A 26,042-nucleotide genomic window follows, 5' to 3' on the forward strand; every position below is an offset into this window, starting at 1 on the left:
TGACAGGGTTTAGCAAGTACTGGCTGTGAAAGTCGCATTTCAAAAATGTAGTATCCCAGACATAACAATGGCAGCCTAAGCTGCCATTTTTATTGGGTTAATTTAGAACAAAATATCTAATAGTGCTTGTTCTAGACTGGTGTTTGGACGTTCAACGATACGGCCAACCTCTTGATTATTTTGCATTATGATTATGGTTGGGATACGGCTAAACTCAAACTTAGCCCCTAAGCCTTGTTTATCGCGCTTGTCACGGTCTAGGCCGATATAGCGTGTTGAAATGTGCGGGCTGTTCAGACTGGCTAAGATTTTAATAAGCCGCGGCACTTCCCGATAGCAATCTGGACACCATGTGCCAACTAAGGTTACAATTTCAGTGTCTTGGGTTAATTCACTTAAGTCGGCAATTTTATCTTCATCGAGCTGGTAGGCTTGATGGCTGTCGGCAAAGGTGGCTAGGCTCAGCAGCATCTCAGGAGTTAATTCACCGGTTAGCATATCTTGGGTCATTATTTCTCTTCCTTAAGCCAGGTCGCCACTCGTTTGGCAAAGTAAGTTAAAATCCCATCGGCCCCCGCGCGCTTAAAGCACAGCAGCGACTCCATCACCACAGGCTTTTCTGCCAACCAACCATTTTCTATGGCGGCCATGTGCATGGCGTATTCACCGCTAACTTGATAGGCAAATGTGGGCACAGCAAGTTCAGTTTTTACTCGGCGTACTATGTCTAAGTAAGGCATGCCAGGTTTAACCATCACCATGTCGGCACCTTCTTGTATATCCAGTGCGACTTCGTGTAGGGCTTCATCTGTGTTGGCGGGATCCATCTGATAGCTGTGCTTATTGCCACCTTTAAGGTTGCCAGCAGAGCCGACCGCATCACGAAACGGGCCATAGTAATTCGAAGAATACTTGGCCGAATAAGCCATGATCTGGGTATTAATATGGCCTGCAGCTTCTAAGGCTTGCCTTATAGCGCCAATACGGCCATCCATCATGTCAGAAGGGGCGACAATGTCAGCGCCAGCATCGGCATGAGATAAGGCCTGCTTGACTAATATCTCTGTGGTAATGTCATTTAAGATATAGCCAGTGTCATCGATAATGCCGTCTTGGCCATGAGTGGTGAAGGGGTCGAGGGCAATATCTGTCATCACGCCGAGCTGTGGGAATGCTTGTTTAAGCTCTTTCACTGCCCGTTGTACTAGGCCATCTGAATTGTAAGATTCTTCTGCCAATAAGGACTTTTTGTCGGCAGGAGTGACTGGGAAAAGAGCGATTAAGGGGATACCAAGCTCGACCAATTCGGCGGCTTCTTTGAGTAGTAAATCAATGGAATAGCGCTCTATACCAGGCATAGAAGCGATTTTTTCGCTGCGATTAACCCCTTCGAGCACAAACATAGGATAAATGAGGTCGTTAACGCTTAGGCTATTCTCTGCCATCAAACGGCGGCTAAAGTCATGCTTGCGCATGCGGCGCATTCTGCGTAATGGGAAGGCACTGGTAATTAAATTCACTTGAGGCTCCTGAAAAACTAGGCGTTTTCTATGATAGCTTGCTCGATCCGATTACGGCCATTACGTTTTGCTTGGTATAAGGCTTTGTCGGCTAATTCGAGAAGCTCTATGGGGTGTTCATCGCTTTCGATGACGGCGGCGCTGACGCCTAAACTGGCGCTGATTTTCATGGGCTTTTCATCCCACACCAGCTGTAATTCATCTATGCTGGCCCTGACTGTTTCGGCCACGATCATGGCACCATCTAAGTCTGTGTTGGGTAAAATAATGGCAAACTCTTCACCACCAAAACGGGATACTAGATCTGTTGGTCGTTTAAGTTGTTCTGTCAGCACTTTAGCAATACTTTGGATACAGTGGTCACCACCTAAATGGCCAAATTCATCATTGATGGATTTAAACTTATCGATATCTAGCATCAGAATAGCCATCGGCGTCTGTTGCCTGCGGCTTATGCGGCCTTCTGCCACCAACCTTTTATCGAAAGCATTGCGATTCTTAACCCCAGTGAGGCTGTCTAAGGTGGTTTGCTCTAGCAGTTTTTGATTGACGTCGTTAAGTTCTCTTAAGGTTATTTCTAACTCTAAGGTGCGTTCTTGCACCATTTGCTCGAGTTTAGCATTGGCTTCGGCTTCCGCTCGAAGGGCTTCTTCTCGGGTCTCTCGAATGCGTTCGGCTTGCTCTAAGGTTTCTTGTTGGATTTTCTGCTTGGCTTTACGCTCATCGCTGTAGCGCATGGCGAGCACTGAAGCCATCACTACAACTTCAAAAGTCAGCCCTATCATTACCGGAGTTTGCGGCATGATATTAAGATTGATAAGTCCCAAGTAAATCAGCCCGCTGAGTATAGTGCCGATTAATAATCCAAAACGCCCCAAGGTATAAAGGCGGGCATTTTTTTGCCCGCGAATGGCCTGAATAGCAGAGAAAGCCAGCAGAATAAGTGAGATTAAAAATACCGACAGCACCAGCAAATACAATAAAATATCATAAGGAATAAGGGGTACCAGCAGGCACAACACAAAAGAGTAACTGACTAAGACACGGCAACAGCGCAGCATAGGCAAACTGTGATATTTAAGCTGCAACACCTTCTCGGTAAATAGCAATGAGAAAGCCAAGATAATGGGGATGGTAAAGGGGATAACATATTGTTGTATGCTAGGGAATTGCGGCCACAGATAGCGAAACGCGACGCCATGTACACTGGCGACCAGCAAGGTGAGCGCCATCACATAGACGCTGTAGTAGCTGTAGCTAAATGAGCCAGAAGCTAAGGCAATAAACAAACTAAATAGGCCGATGGCCACGAGTATGCCTATTTGTAAACCATGGGTGAGGCCTTGGGCTTCGGATTCTTGGGTTAAATCATTGGCGGACCACAAGACTAGCGGCAAATTAATGCTGCCCTTGGTGTTCACTTTTAGATAAAAGGTGTGCAGCTCGTTAGGTTCAAGTTCGATAGGGTAGAGAAAAATATTGCTCAGTAAAGGTCTTTGATAAAAGGGTAGACTATCACCCATGTGAGTGACTTTTTGTACCCGATTATCGATAAGGTGATATAACTCGACACTGTCTAATAATGGATTGTCTAAAGCGATGATACGGGACAAGTTATCATTGGGATTATAAAGACTAAAGCTTACCCAGATATTTTTAGCGCCAATATAACGCAGATCCGTAGGCTTATACTTACGCCATTGATCAGCGGTCGACTGCCTTACTTGACTAAGCTGTTCAGCCTGGGTTGCGGTATTGATATACAGCCAATCGGCGAGGTCAATTTTTGTTATTGAGGTTGCGGTGATCCTTAACGGGGTCGGTCTGTGCTCAGCCGCATAAGACATGCCCACCATAACCACATTCAATAGTAATAATAGTGATAATAGCGGGAGTAGTTTTAGGGTTCTGCTACTGACTCTGCGTCCCGAGTTAAGGCTCATACAGCAGGCTCCAAACCAAACACAGTGCAGCTATTTAAGTAGCAAGTTTTTGCCAGTTCAGCGCTGTCTTGGCCTCTAAGCGTTGCGATGTAATCTAAAATGTAGGGTAAATACTGGGGTAAATTCTTACTGGATTTAGGCTTAGGTCGCAGGCTTCTTGGCAGTAGATAAGGACTGTCAGTCTCTATCAGCAAGCGGTCATCGGGAATGCTCGGCACTAATTTAGCCAATTCAAGCCCACGTCTTTCATCACACACCCAACCCGTAATACCTATGTGTAAATCAAGCGCTAGGCATTTTGCTAAGTCATCTTCATTACCAGTAAAGCAGTGTAATACCGCATAGGGAAGGGCGGCACGATAAGGCGTCAAAATGCGAATGAAGTCGTCAAATGCCTCACGGCAATGCATTAGCACTGGCATGTTTAACTCGGCAGCTAAGACTAGTTGAGCTTCGAAAGCGGCTCTTTGCATGTCTCGTGGTGAGAAATCACGATTATAATCTAGGCCACATTCACCTATGGCGACTACAGAGTTAAGTTCTGCTAATTTCTTAAGTGTTAAGGGACTGTGTTCATCCCAACCACTTGCTTGATGAGGGTGAACACCTGCGGTGGTGTAAAGTTTGTTAGGATATTGCTGCGCCAGTTCATAGGCCGCTAAACTTTCGCTTAAATCACTGCCAATAACAATCAGCGGAGAGACGTTAAGCTTCTCCGCATCGTTAATTATGTTTTCGGCATGTTCAATTAAGCTTGGGCTCAATAAATTTACCGCAATATCGACATAGCGTGACATTTATTTTAGGCGCTTGACTCTTATGGTGGAGTTACGGTCATCGGAGCCGAGTAAAAATGAACCCAATGCACCACGTTCTATAAAGATTTTCTGGCCCGTTTTAAGCTTAAATCTCTGTGAACCGCTTTGCTTCCAAACTTGGTCATTATTCAAGGTGATGGTGAGAGAACCATAGGCATCTTTATCAAACTCGGCGACGGTAAAATAAAGCTTTTCAATTTCTTCAATTTCAGTTTTTTTAATTAGACCAAAATCTTCTTTCTTAACCGCGGTTTTTTTAAGGCCAAAGGTTTCATTTTTGTTTGTTGCGGCCACTGCTGGGGCTACAGCCATGCTAGCCGAAGCGCTCACACTGGAACTTGCAGAAGTCGAACTGGCTAAGTCATCATAACAAATGAGTCTGGCTAGCTTATCGCTTACTGCAGCGCAGTTCGCTAATTGTGTTTCTATGCTGGCAAATGCCGGAGCCGATAATAGTACTAGAGTGGCTGCAGTCCAAATTAAGCGCATGATGGTTCCTTTCTTGTAATTAATTTTTGCCTAGTGGCTATGCGAGCGCTCTTTATTTGGCGCATTATTTAGTTACGTCTTTATCGCTGCTGTCTTCATCCTTGGGGATATCTGTAGTATCCCGCTGATTATCATCGGCATTGTTGCGATAAAATTTAGCGGCAAACAAGCCCGCTTCGAACAATAGCAGCATTGGCACCGCAAGCATAGTCTGGGAGATGATATCTGGCGGCGTTAATAGCATGCCGATAACGAAGGCGCCAACCACTATGTAAGGGCGTTTTGTCTGCAAATCTTCGGGAGTGGTGACGCCGGCCCAGCAGAGTAATACCACGGCGACTGGGATTTCAAATGCGAGGCCGAATGCAAAAAACAGTTTTAATATAAAGTCTAAATAGCTACTGATATCGGTAGCCACTTGCACCCCTTCTGGGGCTGCGCTGGCAAAAAAACCAAACACTACAGGGAAAACAATGTAATACGCAAAGGCAATGCCAGCATAAAATAACAAGGTGCTGCTCAAGAGTAGCGGCATGACCAAGCGTTTTTCATGTTTATAAAGTCCTGGTGCCACGAAAGACCAGATTTGGTACAGCACGTAGGGAATTGCTAAGAAAAAGGATAAAATCAGCGTTAATTTAAACGGCGCGAAGAAGGGCGCGGCGACATCTGTGGCTATCATGCTGCCATTTTCAGGTAATGACTCCATTAAGGGGATGGCCACATAATGGTAAATATCATTAGCCCAATACACGCTGGCAATGAACACCAGTAATACGCTGGCGATGGCTTTGAGTAGTTTGGTGCGCAGCTCAAGTAAATGGCTGATGAGTGGCAACTGTTGCGACATGGCTTATCCGTTGTTTTTCGAGTGAGTATCGCCAGATTGAGTGGGAGTCTCGGCTATGTTTGCCTGAGGCGGTGCTATCTTAGGTTCTTGCTCATTCGATTCATCTAGCTGATAGGGGCGATTCACCGACTGGGCAGCCTGTTTAAGCTGATCGATAGACTCCTGCAGCTCAGGGGATAAATTCGCTAAGCCTTTGCTTTCGGCTTTCTTTAAATCCGCATGCAACTGTTCAATTTTAAGCTCTTGCTCAAGCTCATCTTTGACTGAGTTAGCCATGCGTTTTAAGGCGCGGATCCAACCCGTCACACTACGTACTGCAACCGGTAGCCTTTCGGGGCCGAGAACCACAAGCCCCAAAATACCGATCAGCAGCAACTCCATAAAGCCGATACCGTCAAACATAGTCAATTACGCCTGTTCTTTGTCCTTTGACTCAGGCTTTTTTTCGGCCTGCTGTGAGGTTTGTGCAGTTTGACTGTCTTCTAAGGCTTTTTTCTCTTCCTCAGATGTCTCTGATGTCATGGCATTCTTAAAGCCTTTCACCGCACCACCTAAATCGCCACCTAATGAGCGTAATTTTTTAGTGCCAAACAGTAAAATTACTATCAGCGCTATGATAAGAAGTTGCCAAATACTGATGCCGCCCATGAATATATCCTCTTAATAAATCAACAATAATACGTTTAAATGTAATCTTAAGTGTATCTTTGAATTCTTTAACTATTATGAACCTCTGATAAATTAGTGCTAGCTAAAGTTTTCTATTCTTTGGTCTTGCTTGCCACCCAAGCAACCAAAGCCCTGCGCCAGTACCTAGGCAAAGGAGCGAAGCCCACAGTGTAACGGCTTGAGTAAATAGTATTGTGCCGCAGATCACGAATACAGCTGAAGTGATAAGCAAGTAGTTACTCTTATGTGCTTTATGTTGATATTTAAGATATTTATCCAGCATTTGTTGCTGGGTGCCCAGCAATTTTCGACCTAACTTTAAGTTGTCGTACACAAGCTCAGGCAGTTCTGGCAATTTTTCGGCCCAGAAAGGGGCATTCGATTTAAATTTATCAAATAGGGCTTTAGGGCCCACTTGCTTAGCCATCCACTGCTCGAGGAAAGGTTTAGCGGTTTGCCACAAATCCAGCTGGGGATAGAGTTGACGGCCCAAGCCTTCGATATAGAGCAAGGTCTTTTGCAACAGCACCAGTTGCGGCTGTACCACCATATTAAATTGCCGTGCCGTTCTAAACAGCGCCAGCAGCACATGGCCGAAAGAAATTTCTGCCAAGGGCTTATTGAACATGGGTTCACAGACAATCTTGATAGCCTGCTCGAATGCCACAATATCTGTATGTTCACTGACCCAGCCTGACTCTAAGTGCAGCTGAGCGATTCGTTGATAATCACGATTGAAGAAGGCTAGGAAATTTTCTGCGAGGTAGCGCTTATCCACATCCGTGAGTGTGCCCATGATGCCGCAATCTAGGCCGATGTAATAAGGGTTGTCAGGATGGTCGCGGCTAATGAAAATATTGCCAGGATGCATATCGGCGTGGAAAAAGTTATCCCGAAATACTTGGGTGAAAAATAACTCGACGCCACGTTCTGCCAGCAACTTCAAGTTTGTCCCTTGGGCCTTTAAGGCGCTTAAGTCTGACACCGCAATACCATAAATACGCTCCATCACGATTAAGCGAGTGAAGCTTAAATCTTCATAGATATAAGGCACGTATAAGGCGTCAGAATCTAAGAAGTTATTTCTGAGCTTAATGGCGTTTAAGGCTTCGAGCTTAAGATTAAGCTCACCTAAAATGGTGAGCCTATAGTCTTCAATCACTTCAGCGGGCCGCAGTCGATTGCCATCACCCAGTATACGTTCCAGCAGCGCAGCGCAGTGGCTCATCAGTTGTAAATCGGCCAAGATCAAGGCTTCAACATTGGGCCTGAGCACCTTAAGCACCACAGCTTTGCCATTGGATTTAAGGGTCGCGCTATGAACTTGGGCAATGGATGCCGAGGCCAATGGCACATCATCGAAATCATCGAATAGGCTGTCGATACTGGCGTTAAGCTCAGTTTCTATGGCTTCTCTTGCTAAGGCAGAATCGAAGGGAGGCACCCTGTCTTGCAACATGGCAAGCTGATAGGCCCATTCATCATCCAGCAGATCCCTTCGGGTCGACAGCATTTGACCGAGTTTAATGTACACAGGCCCGAGCTCTTGCATCGCAAGCTTTAAGCGTTCGGCGGCGGATTTATCTTTGTGTTGGTTTCGAATCCAAAAAAAACAGCCACGTATTAAAGGGAATAATTTTGGGCGTTTATCTTTAGCTAATAATTCATCAAGGCCGTAGTGCAACAAGGTGCGCAGGACTTGGTAACCTCGGTGCAGGCTGGAAATGCTCATGGGGTGATCTTTTCTCTTAGCAAGGCGATTTTGTGTTCGAGTGCTAGGGTATGGAGGGCTATGTTGTCCACATTGACTCGATAGGCGTGATATTCGCCTCTATGGGGGGTGAGGCCATATTCCTCGGTTGCCAGCTGGCTCAAATGTTCGGCGGTGTCTTTACATATTTGCTTGGCACTCAGATGAAGGGATTTAGCTTGAGTGACTATTTTATGGGTAGCGGCATCACCTAAGTAGCGCGACAAAGGCTCGGCAAAGTCGAAGCGGATCTGCTTTAAAAACTGACTGAAGTCTTGCAGCAGTTGAGTGTCACCATCAATGGACAATTTGTCTTGTTTAATCAGCTCACTGAGACTTGCGCCTTCAGTGAGCCGATAAAGGGTCGCGACATCGGCAGTTAACTGCACATGCACAGGTGCATCATAGTGGCTCAACACTTGAATTTGCTTGGCAAACACTAGATGAAGTGGAAAGGGCAGTTGGGTTAATTGCAGCTTAAACACTTTGCCATGGAGTGACTTGGCCTTAGCATAGTCGGCTTTGGCTTGAGGCGGCAGTTTGTCAAACCCAAGTTCAACCGCGGCGCAGGCCAACAAGGCAAGGTGATTGGGCTGCATTAGAACTTATATCCCTTATGCAGGGCGACAATACCATCGGTCATATTGGTGTAGTCCACTTGCTCAAACCCCGCGGTTTGCATCATTTCCTTGAGGGTGTCTTGATCTGGGTGCATGCGGATTGATTCGGCAAGGTATTCATAGCTGTCAGCATCTTTAGTGATGATTTCACCCATCTTAGGCAGAATTTTAAAACTATAGAGATCATAAGCTTTGCGCATCATTTCGTGCTGAGGCTTAGAAAATTCTAGGACTAAGAGTTTGCCGCCTGGCTTTAATACCCTAAGCATAGAGCGCAGGGCCGCATCCTTGTCGGTCACATTACGTAAACCGAATGCTATGGTGATGATATCGAAATGATTGTCTGGGAACGGCAGTGCTTCGGCATTGGCTTGTACATAGCTGACATTGTTGACTATGCCTTTGTCTCTGAGCTTAGTGCGGCCGACTTTTAGCATGGAATCATTGATGTCGGCCAGTACTACTTGACCGCGTTCACCCACTAAATGAGAAAACTTGGCGGTAAGATCCCCTGTGCCACCGGCTAAGTCTAGCACTTTCATCCCAGGTCTGGCCGCTGCAGTTTCTATGGTGAAACGCTTCCAAAATCTATGGATACCGAATGACATCACGTCATTCATTATGTCGTATTTCGCGGCTACTGAGTGAAATACACTGGCGACGAGATCGGCTTTCTTATCGGCTTCAACGGTTTTATAGCCAAAATGTGTCTTATTAGAATCGCCTTCAGACATGTGATTTTTCCTGTTCTCGTTGCGAAATTATCAATGGCGCATTAGAGCATATTCTTGGCCGTTATTGAATAGACGAATAGGCTCAAAAAGGGGGCTGCATTTGCGCTATACGCAGCGGCCCTGTATGTAAGCATAGATTAGCTCGCTAATACTTTGACCTACATCACGGTATCCTGCGCTGAGGTTTGCGCTATGACAGGCTGGCGCCGCCTCGGCAATGTGAAAATACGCCGTTGGGCAATGCTTAGCGATATAGTGAACATAATGCAGTGCATCGACTAAGGGCACACCGGCGACCGTTGAGGCGCTACTGGGCATAGTGTTGATAGCATCAACATCCAATTCAAGCCCGACTGCCAGTTGAGTCTGATTAAGATCTTTAGCGATTTGTTTTAACGCTTGACTGAGGCTGAGCTCTTGTCTTACCCAAATTTGCTGATAAGTGTGCCACTTACCCCCAAACAAGCTCAGTTGTTCTAGGGTAGTTTCACTGTTTTTAAGCTCGTGTAGGCCAAGTACATGGTAATGGTCCAGTGCGCCATTGGCGGCGGCATAACTGAAACCATTGCCACTGTGACGGCCTTCTTTAGGCCTGAAGTCACTGTGGGGGTCAAGGTTCACAGCAGCTAGAGGCTCACCTAGGCTAAGTTTTGCTGCCATCAATAAGCCAAAGGCATTGTTATGACCGCCGCCGATAACAATAGGCTCAAGGCCGGCATCAAATACTTGACTCACTAAGGCGATGACTTGCTCGTCTAGCGTTTGCGTGGCTTGTCTCAGTTGCTCAAGGCTTGCATCTGCGGCTAATGCTGGCGGGGTGATTTCCCCTAAGATAAGGCAGTTTTTACCTGTGTAGAAACGGTTTGACTGCAAGTTCAGCCATTGGCTCATGGCGGCGCTGAAGGCATCATTGGCGCCGCCGCGGCCTAAATTGGCTCTTGGACCTAGGTCTTCGCTAATGCCCAAGATGGCGAAGCGAGCTCCTTGTTGTTTGGCGTGACTCAGGGCTTGTTCTAAGGGGAGGGCACTGTCCAATATAGCAACTGTTTGCCCCAACTTGGTCTCGCCACTTCGGGGGCTTAGGAGTGCATCTAAGGCGTGTTGGTCAAAGGCGGTAAACATGGCATTCCTCACATAGACTCATATAATAAAAAGTGGTCATATACGAAAGTACTCATATGCAAAAGTACTCATATAAAAAAAGCCAGCATGGCTGGCTTTATTGCATCTACCGGCGCCAATTTGTGAACGAGGGTGGATGTTGGTTTGTCATCGGTAGCCAGGATTAATCAATATCCAGTGGCTCAGGGGACAATATCACTCCGGTGTTGTCAGCATAGATGTGATCCCCCGGCAGGAAGGTCACCCCACCAAAGTTAACCGGCAACTCAATCTCGCCCACACCGTTGCCTTCGGCGCCCACAGGAATAGACGCTAGGGCTTGAATGCCTAAATCTAGCTCTTCTAGGGCATCGACATCCCGCACTGAACCGTAAACTATGATGCCTTCCCAATTATTGTTAACGGCAATCTGGGCTATGCTGGCATCGATGAGTGCACGACGCAATGAACCGCCGCCATCGACCAGTAACACCTTGCCTTCACCATCTTCTTGCAGCGCATCTGCGATAAGACCATTGTCTTCAAAACACTTAACAGTACTAATGGCGCCGCCAAAAGAGCTGCAACCACCGTAATTGCTGAACATAGGTTCGACGACATCGACAACATCTATGTACATGTCGCAAAGTTCTGAGGTGTTGTATTCCATGGTGACACTCCTATTGGGCAGTAACTGCTGAGTTAGGCAAAGTTTAGTGGATTATATGAGCTTTTCATGAAAATAAAAGCGTTATTAATCACAGGATTGATGTCAATGGCTCAGGTATTTATCACGGCCAAGGGGGTTAAACCCAGCTTGAAATTGATTAATTGCCATTATGTTGGTAATTTTCCTTCATTTTTAACCGTTTAGTCAATAATGCATGATATAAGTCATTCTATTACGTTTTTTTATTACATTTTATCTGAACTCTTTGCTAGCATAATAGCTGATGATTAACTGAGTTAACTTAACATGTTTGCTTTAGAGGCACGGATCCCTCGTTACGCATACGGACGGCAGAGAGCCTTAAAGAGGTTCTTATGGAAAATGTAAATTGGATTGAAATCCTAGGCTATGTGGCCTCGGTAATGGTAGCGATTTCTTTGATGATGAAAGACATCATCTTACTAAGATGGATCAACTTCGTCGGTTGCGGTTTATTTGCCGCCTATGGTTATGCCATTGATGCATGGCCAGTTGCCGGCATGAATGCGTTTGTGGCCGGTATTAATATTTATCATTTAGTGAAAATTTATCGCGCGCCAAAGCCAGTGAAAGCAGACGCTGAAGCATAATCTTAAGTATAAGCTTAGCTGCGATACATGATGTCATCCACAGGGCGTCATAAGAGTGTAATACACGGGCCATTGAGTGGCCCTTTTTTTATGGTTTTTTTGTTAACACATGCACCAATCGCTCTGTATCAAGCAACCAAAGATCCAGCATCATCAAACAAGCAAAAACCGACAAACCCAGATGCCAAAATTAAGCCTAAATCGCCACCTCTAGCGTCATAAAAGCTTCCCCTCTCTGTCATGTTAGCGTCACTGCAGCAGATTAATTTAATCTTTGAAGGCTGTCGAGCTGCTAACCCAGCACCGCACTGTTCAGGTATTGATAGGGATGGGTATATGTGGACCAAATTAGATAAATGGCTGTTCTGTTATCTACTCCACTGGAGCCGTGAGTGGGGGTTAACGTCGCTAGCAAAGCGAGTCAGTCGCAGTGGAGATGGGCCGATTTATGTAGGCTTAGGTGTGAGCTTATTGGTGTTTCATCCTCAGGGAGCTGGTTTTTTTAATCAGTTACTTTGGGGCTTCGCCATTGAATTGCCTTTGTATTTAGGCCTAAAGCACAGTTTACGTCGTCCAAGGCCCTGTCATGCCTTACTCGAACTTAAGTTTAGCTTTGAACCGGCTGATAAATTCAGCTTACCCTCTGGGCATACTGCAGCGGCTTTTATGGTGGCAAGTTTTATCGCTGTGACTTTTCCTTTTCTTAACCCTTGGGTGTTTATTTGGGCCAGTGCCATTGGCTGGTCTCGTATCGCGCTGGGGGTGCATTATCCCTTGGATATTATAGCTGGCATGGCACTAGGGCTTGGCAGTGCAAGTGTGGTCTTGTGCTGGTTATAGATGAGATATGACTAATACCAATCGTATAAATCAAAGGAGGTGTTATGCGTATTTTGTACGGGGTACAAGGGACGGGCAATGGTCATATTAGCCGTGCCAGGGTGATGGCCAAGTCGTTGAAGAAGGTAGGAGTCACAGTGGATTTCTTGTTTTCAGGTCGGGTTGCTGAGCAATATACAGACATGAGCTGTTTTGCAGATTTTCGGGTCAACGAAGGGCTGACTTTCGTGACAGAGCAAGGCAAGGTGCATCTGGCTAAAACTTTGAAGCAAAATCTTGCCAGCGCTATTCTGCGTGAGGTGAATGAGCTGGATGTCTCTCAATACGATCTCGTGCTTAACGATTTCGAACCTATTTCGGCGTGGGCCGCTAAGCGCCAACAAGTCCCTTCAATAGGCATTAGCCATCAGTCGGCGCTTTGCCATAAAGTCCCCAAACAAGGGGTCACTTGGTTAGATGAGTTACTGCTCAAACATTTTGCCCCTGTGGACATGGCGCTGGGCTGCCATTGGCATCATTTCGCCTGTCCCATCATGCCACCGTTTGTCGATGTACAGGCTATCAGCCATCAACATGGGCAGCTAATACTGGTTTACCTGCCCTTCGAGGACGCTGACGAAGTCGCCGATTTTCTTACGCCTTTCGATGATTATCAGTTCTTGGTCTATCACAGGGCTAAGCCCATAAAGCCATTGCCTGAGCATATTCGATGGTATGGATTTAGTCGACTCGGATTTAAAGCTCATTTGGCCGAATGTGGTGGTGTGGTGGCGAATGCAGGTTTTGAACTCAGTAGCGAGGCACTGACCTTAGGCAAAAAACTTATGGTGAAACCATTGCAAGGGCAGTTTGAACAAGGGGCCAATGTCGCCGCTTTGGAATTATTAGCCGCGGGGCAATCTATGTCGGTATTAGACACTGGCAAGCTGAGACGCTGGTTAAAAGCCCCTTCACCCAAGCCGATTAATTATCCCAGAACAGGTGATGAATTGGCGACTTGGTTGGCACAAGGTGATTGGCAGCGGCCCCAAGACTTGTGCGATAGCCTGTGGTCACAGGTTGAGTTACCGGATAATTGGAATTACAGAGACGATAGTTAGCCGTGTAGCAGGGTGAGAATGATAACCTCACCTGTGTTTATTCATGCATTGTAAAAGGTTAGCTAGCATCAACTAACCTTTCAGGAATGGGTAGACACTGAGTTCTTTTTAGTCGGAGAGTTCGTCTTAACGTTTAAACGGACGCTTTAGCAGCCTGTTACGAGTGGCGACTATGCAGTATCTCTAGCAATTCGTCTTCGAGTTCGAAGCGGGTTTCCATGGATTGGGCGAGTTTAGAAAGATCTTTATCCAATTGGTATAAGACTTGTTCATCGTCGGCTTCAGTGTATTTATCGTTGAAGTCTAAGGCCATATCTGTGGTGTCGCTGATCTTAGGCAATAAGGCTTGAGCTACGGCGCGACTGGATTCACCAAATTCTTCACAGGCGGTCACCACTTGATCGTAGACTTCAAAATGGCCTTCTGAGACATAATCCACCAGTTGAGCGCAGAAATTTTTCACCGTTTGGAACGGTGGAAGTTTCTTATCGGGACGGGTGTAAGGCGCGAGTCCTGCGATCTTAAAATATTGGATAAGTAACATCCTACGGTGATTAAGCCATTGATCGATAAGCTTGTGAGATCCACCCCATTTCTTTTCGGCATGTTCAAGTTTCGTTAACATTATTGTTCTACTCAGTTGGTAACCTATCCATAGCAACTAATGTATGGGAGAAAGCCCTGATGGATCAACTGTTTTGTGATAATTTGCAACTGAACCAACCAGATAATCTGATTTTTTCGTTACAACGGTACAGTTGTTTCTATTTTAGGACAATAAAAAACCCAGCAATGGCAGACCATTGCTGGGTGAATGTAGTTCTAAAGGGCTCAATGTGTAGAGCTTCTTGATTGTTCTTGCTAGCGCAAACTTTTTATATCAAAGGGCTATCAAAGTCGCAACACATTTATCATCAAGTTGTACGTTATTCACCCAAAAGCATGCTTTATAGGTTAAATACCTGAGGTTTTGCACATTTCATCAACAAGTTTATACCCAAAGGTGAGAGCAGCCACTGAACACCTCTTGAAGCTGCTGACAAGATAAACTCAGTAATTACTCTGTGACTTAAATCACACTCAATCGAACAGATAAATTTTCCAATGCTGGTGAGACTAATCGACAAAGTGCTAAACTAGCGCCCTGCAGAATTCATACAGTCTAGGAAAATAGCCAAATGGCAGAATTAAAAAACGATCGTTACCTACGCGCCCTGTTAAAACAGCCTGTCGATGCAACGCCTGTATGGATGATGCGCCAAGCTGGACGTTACTTACCAGAGTACAAGGCAACGCGCGCCCAGGCCGGCGATTTTATGTCTCTATGCCGTAATGCCGAGCTCGCCTGCGAAGTGACACTGCAGCCACTGCGTCGCTACAAGTTAGACGCCGCCATCTTGTTTTCTGATATTTTAACTGTGCCAGATGCCATGGGCTTAGGTTTGTATTTCGAGGAGGGCGAAGGCCCACGTTTTGAGCGTCCAACTGACACTGTGGATGCCATTAAAAAGCTGTGTATCCCAGATCCTGAAGATGAATTAGGTTATGTGATGCGTGCCGTAAGCACGATTCGCCGTGAGCTTAAGGGCGAAGTGCCTTTGATTGGCTTCTCTGGCTCGCCTTGGACATTAGCCACCTACATGGTGGAAGGTGGTTCTAGCAAGACGTTTGAGAAAATTAAGAAAATGGCCTATGCCGAGCCTGCGGCCTTGCACATGTTGTTAGATAAGCTTGCCGATTCGGTGATTTTATATTTGAATGCTCAAGTCGCTAACGGTGCTCAGTCGCTAATGATTTTCGACTCTTGGGGCGGTGCATTGTCTCACCATGCCTACCGTGAGTTTTCACTGCGTTACATGCAGAAAATTGTTGATGGCTTGACTCGTTTTGCCGATGGCCGCCAAGTACCTGTGACTTTATTCACTAAAGGCGGCGGTTTATGGCTTGAGTCTATGGCTGAAACTGGCTGTGATGCCTTAGGCCTTGATTGGACTGTGGATATTGGTGATGCTCGTCGCCGTGTGGGCGATAAAGTTGCCCTGCAAGGCAATATGGATCCTTCTATGTTATATGCAAGCCCAGAGCGCATCCATCAGGAAGTGGGTCAAATCCTCTCAAGCTACGGCAAGGGGACTGGCCATGTATTTAACTTAGGCCATGGTATTCATCAGCATGTTGATCCAGAGCACGCTGGCGCCTTTATCAACTCAGTGCATGAGTTGTCGCCCCAATACCATAAGTAGCTAAAAGTATCATAAGTAGCTAAAAGTACCATAAGTAAAAACATCTTAAATAAAATGTACCCTAAATAGGTACCTTTATCTGAATGAAGCGAGCTTAGAGCTCGCTTTTTTTTTGCCTTAAATTTGTCATCAAGAATTAGTAAAGGTGTCATTTGTTCTCATTAATCTATGGGTTATACCAATCGTATTAATTATCTCTGCAAGATTTATTAATCAATACCAAGGACGACAAGATGCCCGTTAGTATGTTCAACTCGACTCTCAATCCCTCATTAACTCTGGCCTCGCTTTTACTGCTAATACCGCTGTTCTCAGCCTGTAATAGCGATAATAAACCCCTAGCAAAGGCGGCTGAAACACTAACGCCAACTCCACCAGCACAGAGTACTAAGCTTGCTGAAACCATGGGGATAAATGCAGAGAAACCTGTCAGTGTTGGACCAAGACCGGCTTTTTTAGTGAATCAAATGCAAGACAGTGAGTTAAAAACTCGCTTAGCCCAGTGTATTGGGGATGAGACTTATCGCAGCGACTTTGCTATCGGTCATCGCGGCGCTGCCATGCAGTTCCCAGAGCACACTCGTGAATCTTACCAAGCGGCCATAGATACTGGCGCCGGTGTTGTAGAGTGCGACGTGACCTTTACCTCAGATAAAGTCTTGGTTTGTCGTCACTCTCAATGCGATTTGGCAACCACCACCAATATTTTAGCCATTCCAGAATTAGCCAATAAATGCAGTGTGCCCTTTAGCCCCGCAGATGCGGCTAACGGAGTACCAGCATCGGCTAAATGTTGCACCAGTGACATAACTTTGGCTGATTTTAAGCGTTTGAGCGGCAAGATGGATGGCGCCAACCCCCAAGCCACGACTGTTGAAGCTTACATGCAAGGTACGCCAGATTGGCGCACAAATTTATATTCAGGCAGCGGCACCTTAATGACCCATGCTGAGAGTATCATTATGTTTAAAGCCGCTGGCATTAAGATGACGCCAGAGCTTAAGTCTGCGGATGTGGTGATGCCTTTTGATGGTTTTAGTCAGCAGGATTATGCCCAGAAAATGCTAGACGAATACACAGAGGCTGGGGTTGCGGCCACTGACGTCATGCCACAATCTTTTAATTTAGAGGATGTTAAATACTGGATTGCTAACGCCCCAGAGTTTGCAGCACAAGCTGTGTACTTAGATGACAGATACGATTTGGCTGATTTTGACCCGCAGGACAGCCGCACTTGGTCACCGAGTATGAGTGAGCTTAGTAATGCTGGAGTGAAGATTATTGCACCGCCTCTGTGGGTATTAGTGACCTTAGATGAGAATAACAAATTAGTCCCTTCTGAGTATGCTAAAGCGGCAAAGGCTGCTGAACTTGAGATTATTAGCTGGACCTTAGAGCGCTCAGGTTTATTAAAAGAGGGCGGCGGTTGGTATTACCAAAGCGTGACCGAAGCAATCAATGATGAAGGGAATGCCCTTGAGTTATTGCATGTGCTTACCACTGAGGTTGGGGTGATAGGGGTATTTTCAGATTGGCCAGCCACAGTGGCCTTCTATGCTAATTGCATGGCTAAAAGCTAGGGCAGTCTGAAGTCATAGGTCTAGATCATTCAGGTCATGGATGACGAATTCAGGGGCTGGTGACAAAGTGATAGCTTGAAGATTAGCTCAATACAGAGCCTGCTTAACGCAGGCTTTTTTGTCAGTGTTACATCAATCATATTTAGCACAAAAGTTTTGCAATCATAGCCCAATTAACCCAGTGAAATCATCGAGTCTGTCACACATTTAGCCATTTAATAACAATAGCTTAAGCTAGGTGCGACAAAGTGTCGCAAACCATAACATTCATATTGAATGCTGGTTATGAAAGTGAATAATCACCTCAAAATAAAGCAGTAATACAAAATCGAGGTGATGTAATGGGAAAGACCAACTTCAAATTAAGCTTATTAGCGGGCGCGTTAGTGATGGCGATGCAACCCAGCGTGCAGGCACAAGAGCAGCACAATTGCACTAAAGATGAAAAGTGTAACGATTACCTTGTGGTCACAGGGGATGTGATGCGCGAGCCTGTTAACGTGGTTAGCGATCCCAAGAAGCCACGTTTGCCACTGCCCGCATTTGAAGGTTCAGGTTTTTTGAAAACCATTCCAGGTTTTAGTGTGACTCGTAAAGGCGGCATGGGCGGCGACCCCTCATTTCGCGGTATGGGAGGATCACGTCTTGCGATAGTCGATGATGGTCAGCACGTGTATGGCGCCTGTGGTGGCCGTATGGACCCACCCACTAATTACATATATCCAGAATCCTATGATGAAATTACCGTGATAAAAGGTCCGCAAACGGTGAAATATGGTCCCGTGGGCTCAGCGGGCACTGTCTTGTTTGAGAAAAATCGCCATCGCTTTACCGAACGCGGCATTATTGGCCGCGCCAGCATCACTGGCGGCAGTTTTGATAGAAAAGACAGCATCATTGAATTTGTGGCGGGTAATGCCGATTATTATGTCGATTTTGATATGGACAGCTCCAGCAGCGATCACTACAAGGACGGTAACGATAATCCAGTGCAATCAAGCTACGACAGAGACAATATCAAGGTCGCCTTGGGTTGGACACCGTCAGAAAATACTGTGATTGAATTCGCAATGGGTCAGTCAGAAGGTGAGGCTGAATATGCGGATCGCCTTAACAAGGCGCGCCAAATCGATAACGAAAGTTATACCTTGTTAGTGCAGCATGATTTCGATTCAGAGCTACTAAAAAATGTTGATTTTCAAGTTTATAGCAATGAAAACGATCACATCATGGATCAGTTTGATCGCGGCGTAAACATGGGCATGGATGTGATGCGCAGTACCAGTGGCGGCCATTTCTGGTTAGGGTTAACCCCTATGATGAATTGGGATCTCACCCTGGGGGTCGATCATATGCAAAGCGATCACCAAGGCCGCGGCATCAATATGATGCAAGATAAAGGCCTGGATGATTTGCTGCGTAAGCCGTTTATGAAGAATATGGAATACGCCAACTGGGGCTTATTTGTTGAATCTGTCTATCATCTTGACCACAGCAAGGTATTTGCTGGTATGCGTTATGACAATTGGGATACCGATCTCTATGTGGGTCAAAAAGGCAATCGAGCTGACGATGTATTTAGCGGTTACGCCCGTTATGAGTACCGTGATGGTTTCAGCCAATATTATGCCGGTGTAGGTCACGCTGAGCGGGTGCCTGATTACTGGGAAATCATGAAAACCAGTGCCAGCAATCCAATGCAAAAATCCTTTGATCTTGAGCCTGAAGAAACCAATCAGCTGGATATCGGCTGGATCTATGACAATGGCTTAGTGTTTTCAAGCTCATTATTCTACGGCAAGTTAGATAACTACATCTTAGTTGACTCAACCGGCCCAATGACAGTGGCCCGTAATATCGATGCGACCTTGTACGGCGGTGAAGCCAGCATAGATTATGATGTTAACGAACACTTTTCGGCCCAAGTGACCTTAAGCTACACCTTAGGTGATAACGACACTGATAATGTTGACTTAGGTCAGGTGTCACCGCTTGAGTCTAAATTTTCACTGAACTATCAAAAAGATGCATGGGCTGCAGGACTCTTGTGGCGAGTGGTTGATTCTCAACATCGAGTGACAATCGGCCATGGCAACATAGTGGGTCAAGATTTAGCCGAGTCTAGTGGTTTTGGTACAGTTGCCATCAATGCTTCGTGGAATTATGACGACCACTTACGGTTAATTTTAGGGGTAGAGAACCTGTTTGATATTGCTTACGCCGAGCACATCAGTAAAGCGGCGGGTGGCAATGACTTACCCGGCAGTGAGCCTATGTTCCAAGTGAACGAATCAGGCCGTAACTTCTGGGCTAAATTGACTTATGAGTTTTAAGCGGTTCAGGCAGGCTGAGATACGTATTTTTGCAAGGAGGCAAAGCAGCACCTAGCTGGTGGGATGGGGTATCACACTTAAGCTAACTTCAATGACACTGGCAGGGATGCCAGTGTCATTTTTTTACCGCATTATGACCACAACATCATGTTGTAGGCACCAAAGTGAACTAGGTAAAGTGCCATCACCCATTGGCTGGTTAAGGCTAATCCCCAAAAGGCTTTCGAACGTTTAAGGATTAACTTGCTACGCTCCTGCCATACCAGCCAGCTAAAGTAAGCGATGCCGACTGGCCAGCTCCAACTGAGTAGCCACAAGATTAGCGCCGCAAATGTCACATGGTTGAGCTCCCACATAGCAAGCTGAGTGAAAAACAGGTACAGACCAAATAAAGTTATCGGTAGCAGCAGTAGCGCTAAAGCGAGTTTAGGATTACTGCTAATGTTTTTACCTAATGACTTACGGATAAGGAGATAGATGGCCAACAGCAGGGCACTCACACTGGTGACTAATAAGATGATGGCAAAGGTGAGAAAAGTATAATTGAGCATTGACGCGTACCAGCTATTGTCTGGCAGGTAGGTCTCCCAGCTTTCCTGTATCATTGGCTGCCCTTGGCTATCTAACACTAAGGTTAAAGTGACCGCAGCCTTATCCACAGGGCGAAAGCCTTGCTCAGCCACATAGACATACTTATCAGCACTGCCAAATAAGGGTTTAATCGTTAAACTGCCTTCTTCAAAGCTAAGTGTACTGCCTTTCATTAGGCTATCCATGCTTGCCATGCTCTGTTGGCGTGAACTCTGTGGGCGATAAAAACCTAACCAAGGCTTGATATCAAAATCAAGCGGCTGAACTTCGGGTAATTGCGCCTTGGCAAGAAAAGGCAGTGCCTTATTAAACACTTGGCCCCCGGATAAAGTCATGGCGTTGCTTAGGGCGACAAAGGTCATGTTTTGCTGCTTAGAAAAGCAAATATTAGAGAGAAACCCATCGATACCGCCTGAGTGACAAAAATAACGGCCACTTTCTCTGCTGACAGGGTACAGACCTAAGCCGTAGGCTGCTTGGTGAAGCCCACTGTTTTTATCCATGGCACTGGTGAGCATTACATCAAAGCTGGCTTTACTGATAATGCGCGCACCGTCGAGCTCGCCTTCATTTAACAGCATGCGACTAAAGCGGGTAAGGTCGTTTAGGCTAGTGACCAAGCTGCCAGCGGGCCGCACAGAGATAGGCATGGCTGGAACCTTATCTTTGCCGCCAGTGAGCGCTGACCCATGACCTGCTACTAAAGTACTTAATACCTCCTCTTGCTGTGAGAAATTCGAGCTGTCCATCTTAAGTGGTTGCAATATGGTGTGATTTAGGCGTGCTTCAAAAGGCTCGCCAGAAAGCTGCTCGATTAGATGACCCGCGATAAGATAGCCAAAATTCGAATAAGCCTGGCGAGTCCCAGGGCGCCAGCGGACTTGGAGCTGGTACTTATTGATAACTTGACTAAGAGGGGCGCTGGCATCAGCTTTCTCTACATAGAGTTCAGTGACACCGGCATCACGAAAGCCGGCTGTATGGGACAAGAGATCTTTTACACGAACAGGATCTGTCTCGGCCCAAGGGTTGTCAATAATCACATTGGGTAAATGCAAACTTACAGGGTCATCGAGCTTGAGTTTGCCTTGCTCCATAAGCTGTAAAACCCCAATGGCGGTAAATACTTTAGTCACTGAGCCTGCGCGAAATAGGCTGTCAGCATCTATTTGGTTGTTATTATTAGCATTAATAGGGCCCTTAGTGTATTGCCATAATATGCCATCCCTGTCGGCCGCCGAGCTTGCTAAGGCAATGCCTTGTTCTTGTCTTAGGGTATCAATTTCTTGCTCTAATGCCTGCCAGTCGCTGCTTTGCTGCCAGCTATCATTGGCTGATAGACACATGGGCATCAGGCTGATCAGTGTTGCGGTTAATATCTGCTTTAACATTATGATATTCCTTATCTCGTTTGAGCTTATTTTTTATTTAAGTCATGTATTTAATGCGTTACTTGATGAGCTTTAGCATCACCATGGCGATTTTATAGAGCACAAAACTGGCTATGAGCGCCACAGGGATAAAGCCATAACCTAAATGCTCTTCCCAGCCATCCGTGTTTACAAAGAAGCCCATCATGGTGCCGCCATCTTTGGTGAAGAAACCAATGTTGTCGTAGAAAAAAGGCTTAAGTATTGCTAAGGCGGCTAACGGCAGTGCCAATATAGCGATAAAGCCAATCAGGATAGCTAACAAGGTTTTCTTGAGACTACGCCCTGATTGATAGATTAAGGCTCTGCTCATTGCCATCGGGGTGCCAGAATCTTGGGCATTACTGACAAAAGACGCTGACAGTAGCGGCGGTACTATGCGGCTTGGCTCACCCAGCTCATTTAATGCGTGGGTTAATTTGTGTAATTCAGACTCACCAGCACTTGCCTCTGCCGCTTCAAACGCGTGAGACTCTAATTCTTGACGTAGGGTCATCGCCAGTGAGTAAGGGGCTTTGGTTAATTCTTTATCGACCTTAGCAAAATAGTCTTGCCATAAGCTGTTGGTATGCGGACAGTTGAAGTAGCCATTATTATTCATTGTTATTTGCTCCAAGCTTGGTTCACCGAGGCATTAATCTGTTGCCACGCGGTATTCATTTCATTAACGGTTTCTAACCCTAAAGGGGTGATTTGATAATATTTACGTGCAGGACCCGATGGCATTATTTCCCATCTAAAATCAATGAGTTCCTCTTTATTTAACCGGCTGAGAAGTGGGTAAATCGTGCCTTCGGCGAGATCGATATCCGCCAAGGCTTTGAGCTTAACTAATAAGCTATAGCCGTAGTATTCATTGTCTTTAAGGCATAAGAGCACTAAGAACTCCAGCAAGCCTTTGCGCATTTGTTTTTGCCAACGTTCGATAGCCATCTTTGGATCCTTTTATTGTTTACTACATACATAGCATTACAAGGTATGTGTACATATTATTAACACAGCTACATAGTATTGCAAGGTATGTAAGTCATTTATTTAGTCTTTGTATAAGTGGAGGGGGAAATTGGGGATCTACTGGGGAGGGGGGAGGCCAATAAAAAACCGGCTCAATTGGCCGATTCTTTTTGATGTTCATCCAAAGTCATATATGAATGCAAGAGGATTGTGTTTGGGTCGTTTCCAACAGGCTGGCATTTACCTTTTATGAAACAGGTTCAAGCCCTTGGGTCGTTAGGTTATACACTTTATCCACGTACTCCAAGGTTGATTGTCTATGAGTCACAAGGATCCTAGTCACTGGAAGGCTACTAATACCTGAATTAATGCGCTGTTCATTGTCTATATCTAAATTACTGGTTGCTTCATCCAATACTAGTACGCAGGGTTCAAGGTATAAGGCCCTGGCCAGTAATACACGTTGTACTTGGCCACCAGACAACTGAACGCCCATATCGCCAATGAGTGTTTGATATCCCATGGGTAAGGCTTCTATATCATCATGTATTGACGCTAATTTACATGACTGCTCAATTTTCAAGGGGTTGTAGGCTTCATCAAAAAACGAAATATTGTCGGCTAAAGTGCCCGATAACAACGAATCATTTTGCATAACGCTACCAATCAGTTTTCTGTACTGCACTAAGCCAATTTTTTTGATATCTACCCCATCAAAAAGTATTCTTCCTGAGGTAGGCTCTAGTAATCCTAAGATTATTTTTAGCAAGGTGGTTTTACCACTGCCTGAAACCCCTGTTATCGCAATATTATCGCCGAATTTGAGTGTGAGATTAACATTATCAAACAAGATTTTGGATTTGAGTCCATATCTAAAGCTGATGTTTTCAAGTGTGATGCAACCCACTATATTTTCTGCCAATCCCAAGCCCTTACGATGGGCCTCTTGGGGTTCTAATGCAATGTCTGACAGCCTAGATAAGTGAATGTCGAGCATTTTAAACGAAACAAAACTGTCGATAAGGCTATTAATTCTTGAGGAAAACTGCCCTTTATAAGACATAAAAGCCATCATCATCCCTATGGAAAAAACACCCTCCATCACAAAGTTTGCTGCAAAATAAATTACACACATATTTTCAATTGCAAACACAATCGTATTCACTGACGAAAAGCCTAAAGACCACAGCGAACCTTTGATCCCCAAATTAACGACGTTAGAATGCAGGGATAACCATTCGTTTTTACGCTTATCTTCATGACCGTGTAAACGTATAGCTTGAATCGAGCGTATACCCTCTAAGAAAAAGCTGTCTTCCTTAGCTGAGGCTGTTATGACCTCTTCAGCATTTCTTCTAAATGGCCGATAGAATATCCATCTCAAACATGCATAAATTAACACAGCTATAATGGCGATTATTGTCAATTTTGGACTATAGATGTACATCATTATCAAGGTTGTCGTGACCATTAAGCCATCAAGCACAACACTGACAAACGTAGAGGTAATAAATGACTGAATTTCCCCTTGGGAGCCAAAGCGGCTAACAATATCGCCGATATGACGTTTCTCAAACCAACTAATGGGTAATCGAACCAAATGAGAAAATAACCCTGAACTCCATTGAATATTTAAATGGTTCTGTATATGTAAACCAATTAAATCTCGTAAAATACTGGTTACAAGAGAGACGAGTGCCAGCATAGAAAAGGCAATGAACAATAACGTCAGCAGCTCACTGTCTTGATTGACTATTACGTCATCAATCACGAGTTGCATATAATAAGGAGAAGCGAGTGAAAATAGCTGTAACAATACTGAAGCGATAAATATTTTAAATAGGCCCGCTTTTAAGCCTACACTCGCTTGCCAGAAAGGGCTTAGTTTAAGGCCTGTATCACGGTTTTCTTTTTTAAAATTTATCGCTGGGAAAAGTTCTACTGCAATACCGGTATAATGTTGTTTAAATTTTTCAATTGAGTAGGTCACTTTACCAATAGCAGGATCGTGAATCGTTACAGATTTTTTACTGCACTGTGTGAGCACAACAAAATGATTCAAGTCCCAATGTAATACGCAGGGTAAGCGAAGTTGATCTATCTCGTGAACATCGACCTGTAGCGGCCTAGAGTCTAAGTTTATCTGCTCAGCATATTCACACAAGGTGCGTACCGACATCCCAGATTCACTGTAACCCAGTTGTTTCCTGAGGGTCATTAAATCGGTTTTTCTTTGATAAAAACTGGAGATCATGGCGAGGCAAGCTAAACCGCACTCACTATTTTCCGACTGGAAGATAAAAGGGCATTTTTTTTGGGGGAAAAGAGCAAACATACAAACAATGACTCGGGTTAAAAAAGAGTGCCCGAAGGCACTCGATATAATGGTTATTCCATGCTAAAAGTTGCATTGCCTTTATGAATACGGCCACCAAAAGCTCCCAAACCACCACTACCACGACCGCCTGCACCACCACTTGATGGCCAGTAACCCGCAGACCCGCCAGATCTGCCTTCAGCAGTCCCCCCCCCGCTTAAAGGTACCCTAGTGTAACCATTTGAACATGCGCCAGATACTGCTTGACCAATAAAATTACCAAATAACGGTCCCATGGCAGCACCAGCTAAAGCGCCTGCAGCAGCTCCTTGGAGTCCGCAAGAGCCGCCTCCTAGGGCTGTACCCGCAGCTCCCAGTAATGCATCATTTGCTCTTGAACCACCACCTGTGGCGATTTCCATTTCAGATGTTTTAAGTGCTCGCATTTTACTCTCCTTTTTGAGTGTTGTTATAAAAAAAGTACAAATCACCAACAGCAATACATATTATTACTATCGAAAATAATGAAAGATCTTTCCAGATGTACAGATAGGTTGATATAAAGAATGGTAAAAAACACATTATGCTTGTTAAGCAATCTTTAGTGGGTGAGAAATACCTATCTAAACATACATCAAGGTCTAAATCTAAAATTTTATTCATCATGATAATGTCTATGGAAACATATATAAAAATAAATAAAATTCCTGAAGAAAGTTTGTCTACATCGGGTAGTTCATACCATTTATATATGTCAATTATTAAACCGATTGAAAGTGATGCTGCGAGAAAAAGTAATGTTTTCTTCATTTTAAAACCTTGTTATAAAGTAAGTGTTAGGGTCAGTAGTTATTAGTGATT

General features: G+C 45.1%; 26 protein-coding genes. 6 read left to right on the forward strand and 20 right to left on the reverse strand.

Translation table 11 applies throughout. The annotated features are described in order from the left end of the window. Positions 1-102 precede the first annotated feature (102 nt). The 13 genes from SDEN_RS02380 to rraA all read right to left on the reverse strand — a co-directional run bounded on the left by SDEN_RS02380 (position 103) and on the right by rraA (position 11,164). A complete protein-coding gene (locus SDEN_RS02380; protein WP_011494909.1) occupies positions 103-510 on the reverse strand; it encodes a thioredoxin family protein in 408 nt (135 codons plus the stop codon). Further along, entirely contained in the window at positions 510-1,520 is a 1,011-nt protein-coding gene (gene hemB, locus SDEN_RS02385) for a porphobilinogen synthase (RefSeq protein ID WP_011494910.1), read from the reverse strand. The genes SDEN_RS02380 and hemB overlap by 1 nt, the downstream gene beginning before the upstream one ends. A gap of 17 nt (positions 1,521-1,537) precedes the next feature. After that, positions 1,538-3,463, reverse strand: a complete 1,926-nt coding sequence (locus SDEN_RS02390) for a sensor domain-containing diguanylate cyclase (protein WP_011494911.1) — start codon at positions 3,461-3,463, stop codon at positions 1,538-1,540. Continuing rightward, complete coding sequence (locus tag SDEN_RS02395; RefSeq protein WP_011494912.1) at positions 3,460-4,260, reverse strand: TatD family hydrolase; 801 nt, start codon at positions 4,258-4,260, stop codon at positions 3,460-3,462. The genes SDEN_RS02390 and SDEN_RS02395 overlap by 4 nt, the downstream gene beginning before the upstream one ends. Further along, positions 4,261-4,770, reverse strand: coding sequence for a hypothetical protein (locus SDEN_RS02400; RefSeq protein ID WP_011494913.1), 510 nt, complete (start codon positions 4,768-4,770; stop codon positions 4,261-4,263). A gap of 64 nt (positions 4,771-4,834) precedes the next feature. Beyond that, positions 4,835-5,620: a twin-arginine translocase subunit TatC gene (gene tatC, locus SDEN_RS02405; protein ID WP_011494914.1), complete on the reverse strand. Its 786-nt coding sequence runs from the start codon at positions 5,618-5,620 to the stop codon at positions 4,835-4,837. A gap of 3 nt (positions 5,621-5,623) precedes the next feature. Beyond that, positions 5,624-6,022, reverse strand: coding sequence for a Sec-independent protein translocase protein TatB (tatB, locus tag SDEN_RS02410; RefSeq protein WP_011494915.1), 399 nt, complete (start codon positions 6,020-6,022; stop codon positions 5,624-5,626). Between the two features lie 6 nt (positions 6,023-6,028). Then, the gene (gene tatA / locus SDEN_RS02415) at positions 6,029-6,268 is read right to left on the reverse strand and encodes a Sec-independent protein translocase subunit TatA (protein WP_011494916.1); all 240 of its coding nucleotides are present in this window, start codon (positions 6,266-6,268) and stop codon (positions 6,029-6,031) included. A 103-nt stretch (positions 6,269-6,371) separates the two neighbouring features. After that, positions 6,372-8,021: a ubiquinone biosynthesis regulatory protein kinase UbiB gene (gene ubiB / locus SDEN_RS02420; RefSeq protein ID WP_011494917.1), complete on the reverse strand. Its 1,650-nt coding sequence runs from the start codon at positions 8,019-8,021 to the stop codon at positions 6,372-6,374. Then, positions 8,018-8,638: a ubiquinone biosynthesis accessory factor UbiJ gene (locus SDEN_RS02425; RefSeq protein ID WP_011494918.1), complete on the reverse strand. Its 621-nt coding sequence runs from the start codon at positions 8,636-8,638 to the stop codon at positions 8,018-8,020. Before SDEN_RS02425 ends, ubiB begins: the two co-directional genes overlap by 4 nt. Next, on the reverse strand, positions 8,638-9,393 hold the full coding sequence (gene ubiE, locus SDEN_RS02430) for a bifunctional demethylmenaquinone methyltransferase/2-methoxy-6-polyprenyl-1,4-benzoquinol methylase UbiE (protein ID WP_011494919.1): 756 nt from the start codon (positions 9,391-9,393) through the stop codon (positions 8,638-8,640). The genes SDEN_RS02425 and ubiE overlap by 1 nt, the downstream gene beginning before the upstream one ends. Before the next feature lie 105 nt (positions 9,394-9,498). Further along, a complete protein-coding gene (locus tag SDEN_RS02435; RefSeq protein WP_011494920.1) occupies positions 9,499-10,515 on the reverse strand; it encodes a formimidoylglutamase in 1,017 nt (338 codons plus the stop codon). 163 nt (positions 10,516-10,678) lie between these two features. Then, complete coding sequence (rraA, locus tag SDEN_RS02440) at positions 10,679-11,164, reverse strand: ribonuclease E activity regulator RraA (RefSeq protein ID WP_011494921.1); 486 nt, start codon at positions 11,162-11,164, stop codon at positions 10,679-10,681. A 374-nt stretch (positions 11,165-11,538) separates the two neighbouring features. Here rraA and SDEN_RS02445 point away from each other — a divergent pair, with 374 nt between their 5' ends. The 3 genes from SDEN_RS02445 to SDEN_RS02455 all read left to right on the forward strand — a co-directional run bounded on the left by SDEN_RS02445 (position 11,539) and on the right by SDEN_RS02455 (position 13,733). Continuing rightward, positions 11,539-11,793: a YgjV family protein gene (locus SDEN_RS02445; RefSeq protein WP_011494922.1), complete on the forward strand. Its 255-nt coding sequence runs from the start codon at positions 11,539-11,541 to the stop codon at positions 11,791-11,793. Between the two features lie 336 nt (positions 11,794-12,129). After that, the gene (locus tag SDEN_RS02450) at positions 12,130-12,633 is read left to right on the forward strand and encodes a phosphatase PAP2 family protein (RefSeq protein ID WP_041405979.1); all 504 of its coding nucleotides are present in this window, start codon (positions 12,130-12,132) and stop codon (positions 12,631-12,633) included. Positions 12,634-12,677: 44 nt separating this feature from the next. Next, positions 12,678-13,733, forward strand: a complete 1,056-nt coding sequence (locus SDEN_RS02455) for an MJ1255/VC2487 family glycosyltransferase (protein WP_011494924.1) — start codon at positions 12,678-12,680, stop codon at positions 13,731-13,733. Between the two features lie 157 nt (positions 13,734-13,890). Here SDEN_RS02455 and SDEN_RS02460 read toward each other — a convergent pair whose 3' ends face one another. After that, on the reverse strand, positions 13,891-14,358 hold the full coding sequence (locus SDEN_RS02460) for an Rsd/AlgQ family anti-sigma factor (RefSeq protein ID WP_011494925.1): 468 nt from the start codon (positions 14,356-14,358) through the stop codon (positions 13,891-13,893). A gap of 553 nt (positions 14,359-14,911) precedes the next feature. Here SDEN_RS02460 and hemE point away from each other — a divergent pair. The 3 genes from hemE (at position 14,912) to SDEN_RS02475 (ending at position 19,889) form a co-directional block, all read left to right on the forward strand. Beyond that, a complete protein-coding gene (gene hemE, locus SDEN_RS02465; RefSeq protein ID WP_011494926.1) occupies positions 14,912-15,976 on the forward strand; it encodes a uroporphyrinogen decarboxylase in 1,065 nt (354 codons plus the stop codon). A gap of 233 nt (positions 15,977-16,209) precedes the next feature. After that, entirely contained in the window at positions 16,210-17,556 is a 1,347-nt protein-coding gene (locus tag SDEN_RS02470; protein ID WP_011494927.1) for a glycerophosphodiester phosphodiesterase family protein, read from the forward strand. Between the two features lie 341 nt (positions 17,557-17,897). Then, positions 17,898-19,889 carry a TonB-dependent copper receptor gene (locus SDEN_RS02475; protein ID WP_011494928.1) on the forward strand — a complete coding sequence of 664 codons (1,992 nt, stop codon included), beginning with the start codon at positions 17,898-17,900 and terminating at the stop codon, positions 19,887-19,889. A gap of 131 nt (positions 19,890-20,020) precedes the next feature. Here the strand turns inward: SDEN_RS02475 and SDEN_RS02480 are convergent, their stop codons facing one another. The 6 genes from SDEN_RS02480 to SDEN_RS02505 all read right to left on the reverse strand — a co-directional run bounded on the left by SDEN_RS02480 (position 20,021) and on the right by SDEN_RS02505 (position 25,991). Continuing rightward, positions 20,021-21,871, reverse strand: a complete 1,851-nt coding sequence (locus tag SDEN_RS02480; RefSeq protein ID WP_011494929.1) for a serine hydrolase domain-containing protein — start codon at positions 21,869-21,871, stop codon at positions 20,021-20,023. Between the two features lie 58 nt (positions 21,872-21,929). Next, entirely contained in the window at positions 21,930-22,511 is a 582-nt protein-coding gene (locus tag SDEN_RS02485) for an HAAS signaling domain-containing protein (protein WP_011494930.1), read from the reverse strand. Positions 22,512-22,513: 2 nt separating this feature from the next. Next, a complete protein-coding gene (locus SDEN_RS02490) occupies positions 22,514-22,843 on the reverse strand; it encodes a PadR family transcriptional regulator (RefSeq protein ID WP_011494931.1) in 330 nt (109 codons plus the stop codon). A gap of 268 nt (positions 22,844-23,111) precedes the next feature. Next, positions 23,112-25,199 (reverse strand): peptidase domain-containing ABC transporter, encoded by a 2,088-nt coding sequence (locus SDEN_RS02495; protein ID WP_011494932.1) that lies wholly within the window; start codon positions 25,197-25,199, stop codon positions 23,112-23,114. A 53-nt stretch (positions 25,200-25,252) separates the two neighbouring features. Further along, positions 25,253-25,627, reverse strand: a complete 375-nt coding sequence (locus SDEN_RS02500; protein WP_041405644.1) for a hypothetical protein — start codon at positions 25,625-25,627, stop codon at positions 25,253-25,255. Between the two features lies 1 nt (position 25,628). Next, the gene (locus SDEN_RS02505) at positions 25,629-25,991 is read right to left on the reverse strand and encodes a hypothetical protein (protein WP_041405645.1); all 363 of its coding nucleotides are present in this window, start codon (positions 25,989-25,991) and stop codon (positions 25,629-25,631) included. Positions 25,992-26,042 lie beyond the last annotated feature (51 nt).

Source organism: Shewanella denitrificans OS217 (assembly GCF_000013765.1).
Classification (GTDB): domain Bacteria; phylum Pseudomonadota; class Gammaproteobacteria; order Enterobacterales; family Shewanellaceae; genus Shewanella; species Shewanella denitrificans.

Bases quoted from the DNA above. Each gene is read 5' to 3' on its own strand.
- SDEN_RS02395 (WP_011494912.1), bottom strand. From the start codon at position 4,260: ATGTCACGCTATGTCGATATTGCGGTAAATTTATTGAGCCCAAGCTTA.
- SDEN_RS02460 (WP_011494925.1), bottom strand. From the start codon at position 14,358: ATGTTAACGAAACTTGAACATGCCGAAAAGAAATGGGGTGGATCTCAC.
- SDEN_RS02480 (WP_011494929.1), bottom strand. From the start codon at position 21,871: ATGTTAAAGCAGATATTAACCGCAACACTGATCAGCCTGATGCCCATG.
- SDEN_RS02400 (WP_011494913.1), bottom strand. From the start codon at position 4,770: ATGCGCTTAATTTGGACTGCAGCCACTCTAGTACTATTATCGGCTCCG.
- tatA (WP_011494916.1), bottom strand. From the start codon at position 6,268: ATGGGCGGCATCAGTATTTGGCAACTTCTTATCATAGCGCTGATAGTA.
- rraA (WP_011494921.1), bottom strand. From the start codon at position 11,164: ATGGAATACAACACCTCAGAACTTTGCGACATGTACATAGATGTTGTC.
- SDEN_RS02505 (WP_041405645.1), bottom strand. From the start codon at position 25,991: ATGAAGAAAACATTACTTTTTCTCGCAGCATCACTTTCAATCGGTTTA.
- SDEN_RS02390 (WP_011494911.1), bottom strand. From the start codon at position 3,463: ATGAGCCTTAACTCGGGACGCAGAGTCAGTAGCAGAACCCTAAAACTA.
- SDEN_RS02475 (WP_011494928.1), top strand. From the start codon at position 17,898: ATGGGAAAGACCAACTTCAAATTAAGCTTATTAGCGGGCGCGTTAGTG.
- SDEN_RS02425 (WP_011494918.1), bottom strand. From the start codon at position 8,638: ATGCAGCCCAATCACCTTGCCTTGTTGGCCTGCGCCGCGGTTGAACTT.
- SDEN_RS02470 (WP_011494927.1), top strand. From the start codon at position 16,210: ATGCCCGTTAGTATGTTCAACTCGACTCTCAATCCCTCATTAACTCTG.
- SDEN_RS02380 (WP_011494909.1), bottom strand. From the start codon at position 510: ATGACCCAAGATATGCTAACCGGTGAATTAACTCCTGAGATGCTGCTG.
- SDEN_RS02435 (WP_011494920.1), bottom strand. From the start codon at position 10,515: ATGTTTACCGCCTTTGACCAACACGCCTTAGATGCACTCCTAAGCCCC.
- ubiB (WP_011494917.1), bottom strand. From the start codon at position 8,021: ATGAGCATTTCCAGCCTGCACCGAGGTTACCAAGTCCTGCGCACCTTG.
- SDEN_RS02445 (WP_011494922.1), top strand. From the start codon at position 11,539: ATGGAAAATGTAAATTGGATTGAAATCCTAGGCTATGTGGCCTCGGTA.
- SDEN_RS02500 (WP_041405644.1), bottom strand. From the start codon at position 25,627: ATGCGAGCACTTAAAACATCTGAAATGGAAATCGCCACAGGTGGTGGT.
- ubiE (WP_011494919.1), bottom strand. From the start codon at position 9,393: ATGTCTGAAGGCGATTCTAATAAGACACATTTTGGCTATAAAACCGTT.
- SDEN_RS02495 (WP_011494932.1), bottom strand. From the start codon at position 25,199: ATGTTTGCTCTTTTCCCCCAAAAAAAATGCCCTTTTATCTTCCAGTCG.
- SDEN_RS02485 (WP_011494930.1), bottom strand. From the start codon at position 22,511: ATGAATAATAATGGCTACTTCAACTGTCCGCATACCAACAGCTTATGG.
- SDEN_RS02455 (WP_011494924.1), top strand. From the start codon at position 12,678: ATGCGTATTTTGTACGGGGTACAAGGGACGGGCAATGGTCATATTAGC.
- SDEN_RS02490 (WP_011494931.1), bottom strand. From the start codon at position 22,843: ATGGCTATCGAACGTTGGCAAAAACAAATGCGCAAAGGCTTGCTGGAG.
- tatB (WP_011494915.1), bottom strand. From the start codon at position 6,022: ATGTTTGACGGTATCGGCTTTATGGAGTTGCTGCTGATCGGTATTTTG.
- SDEN_RS02450 (WP_041405979.1), top strand. From the start codon at position 12,130: ATGTGGACCAAATTAGATAAATGGCTGTTCTGTTATCTACTCCACTGG.
- hemE (WP_011494926.1), top strand. From the start codon at position 14,912: ATGGCAGAATTAAAAAACGATCGTTACCTACGCGCCCTGTTAAAACAG.
- tatC (WP_011494914.1), bottom strand. From the start codon at position 5,620: ATGTCGCAACAGTTGCCACTCATCAGCCATTTACTTGAGCTGCGCACC.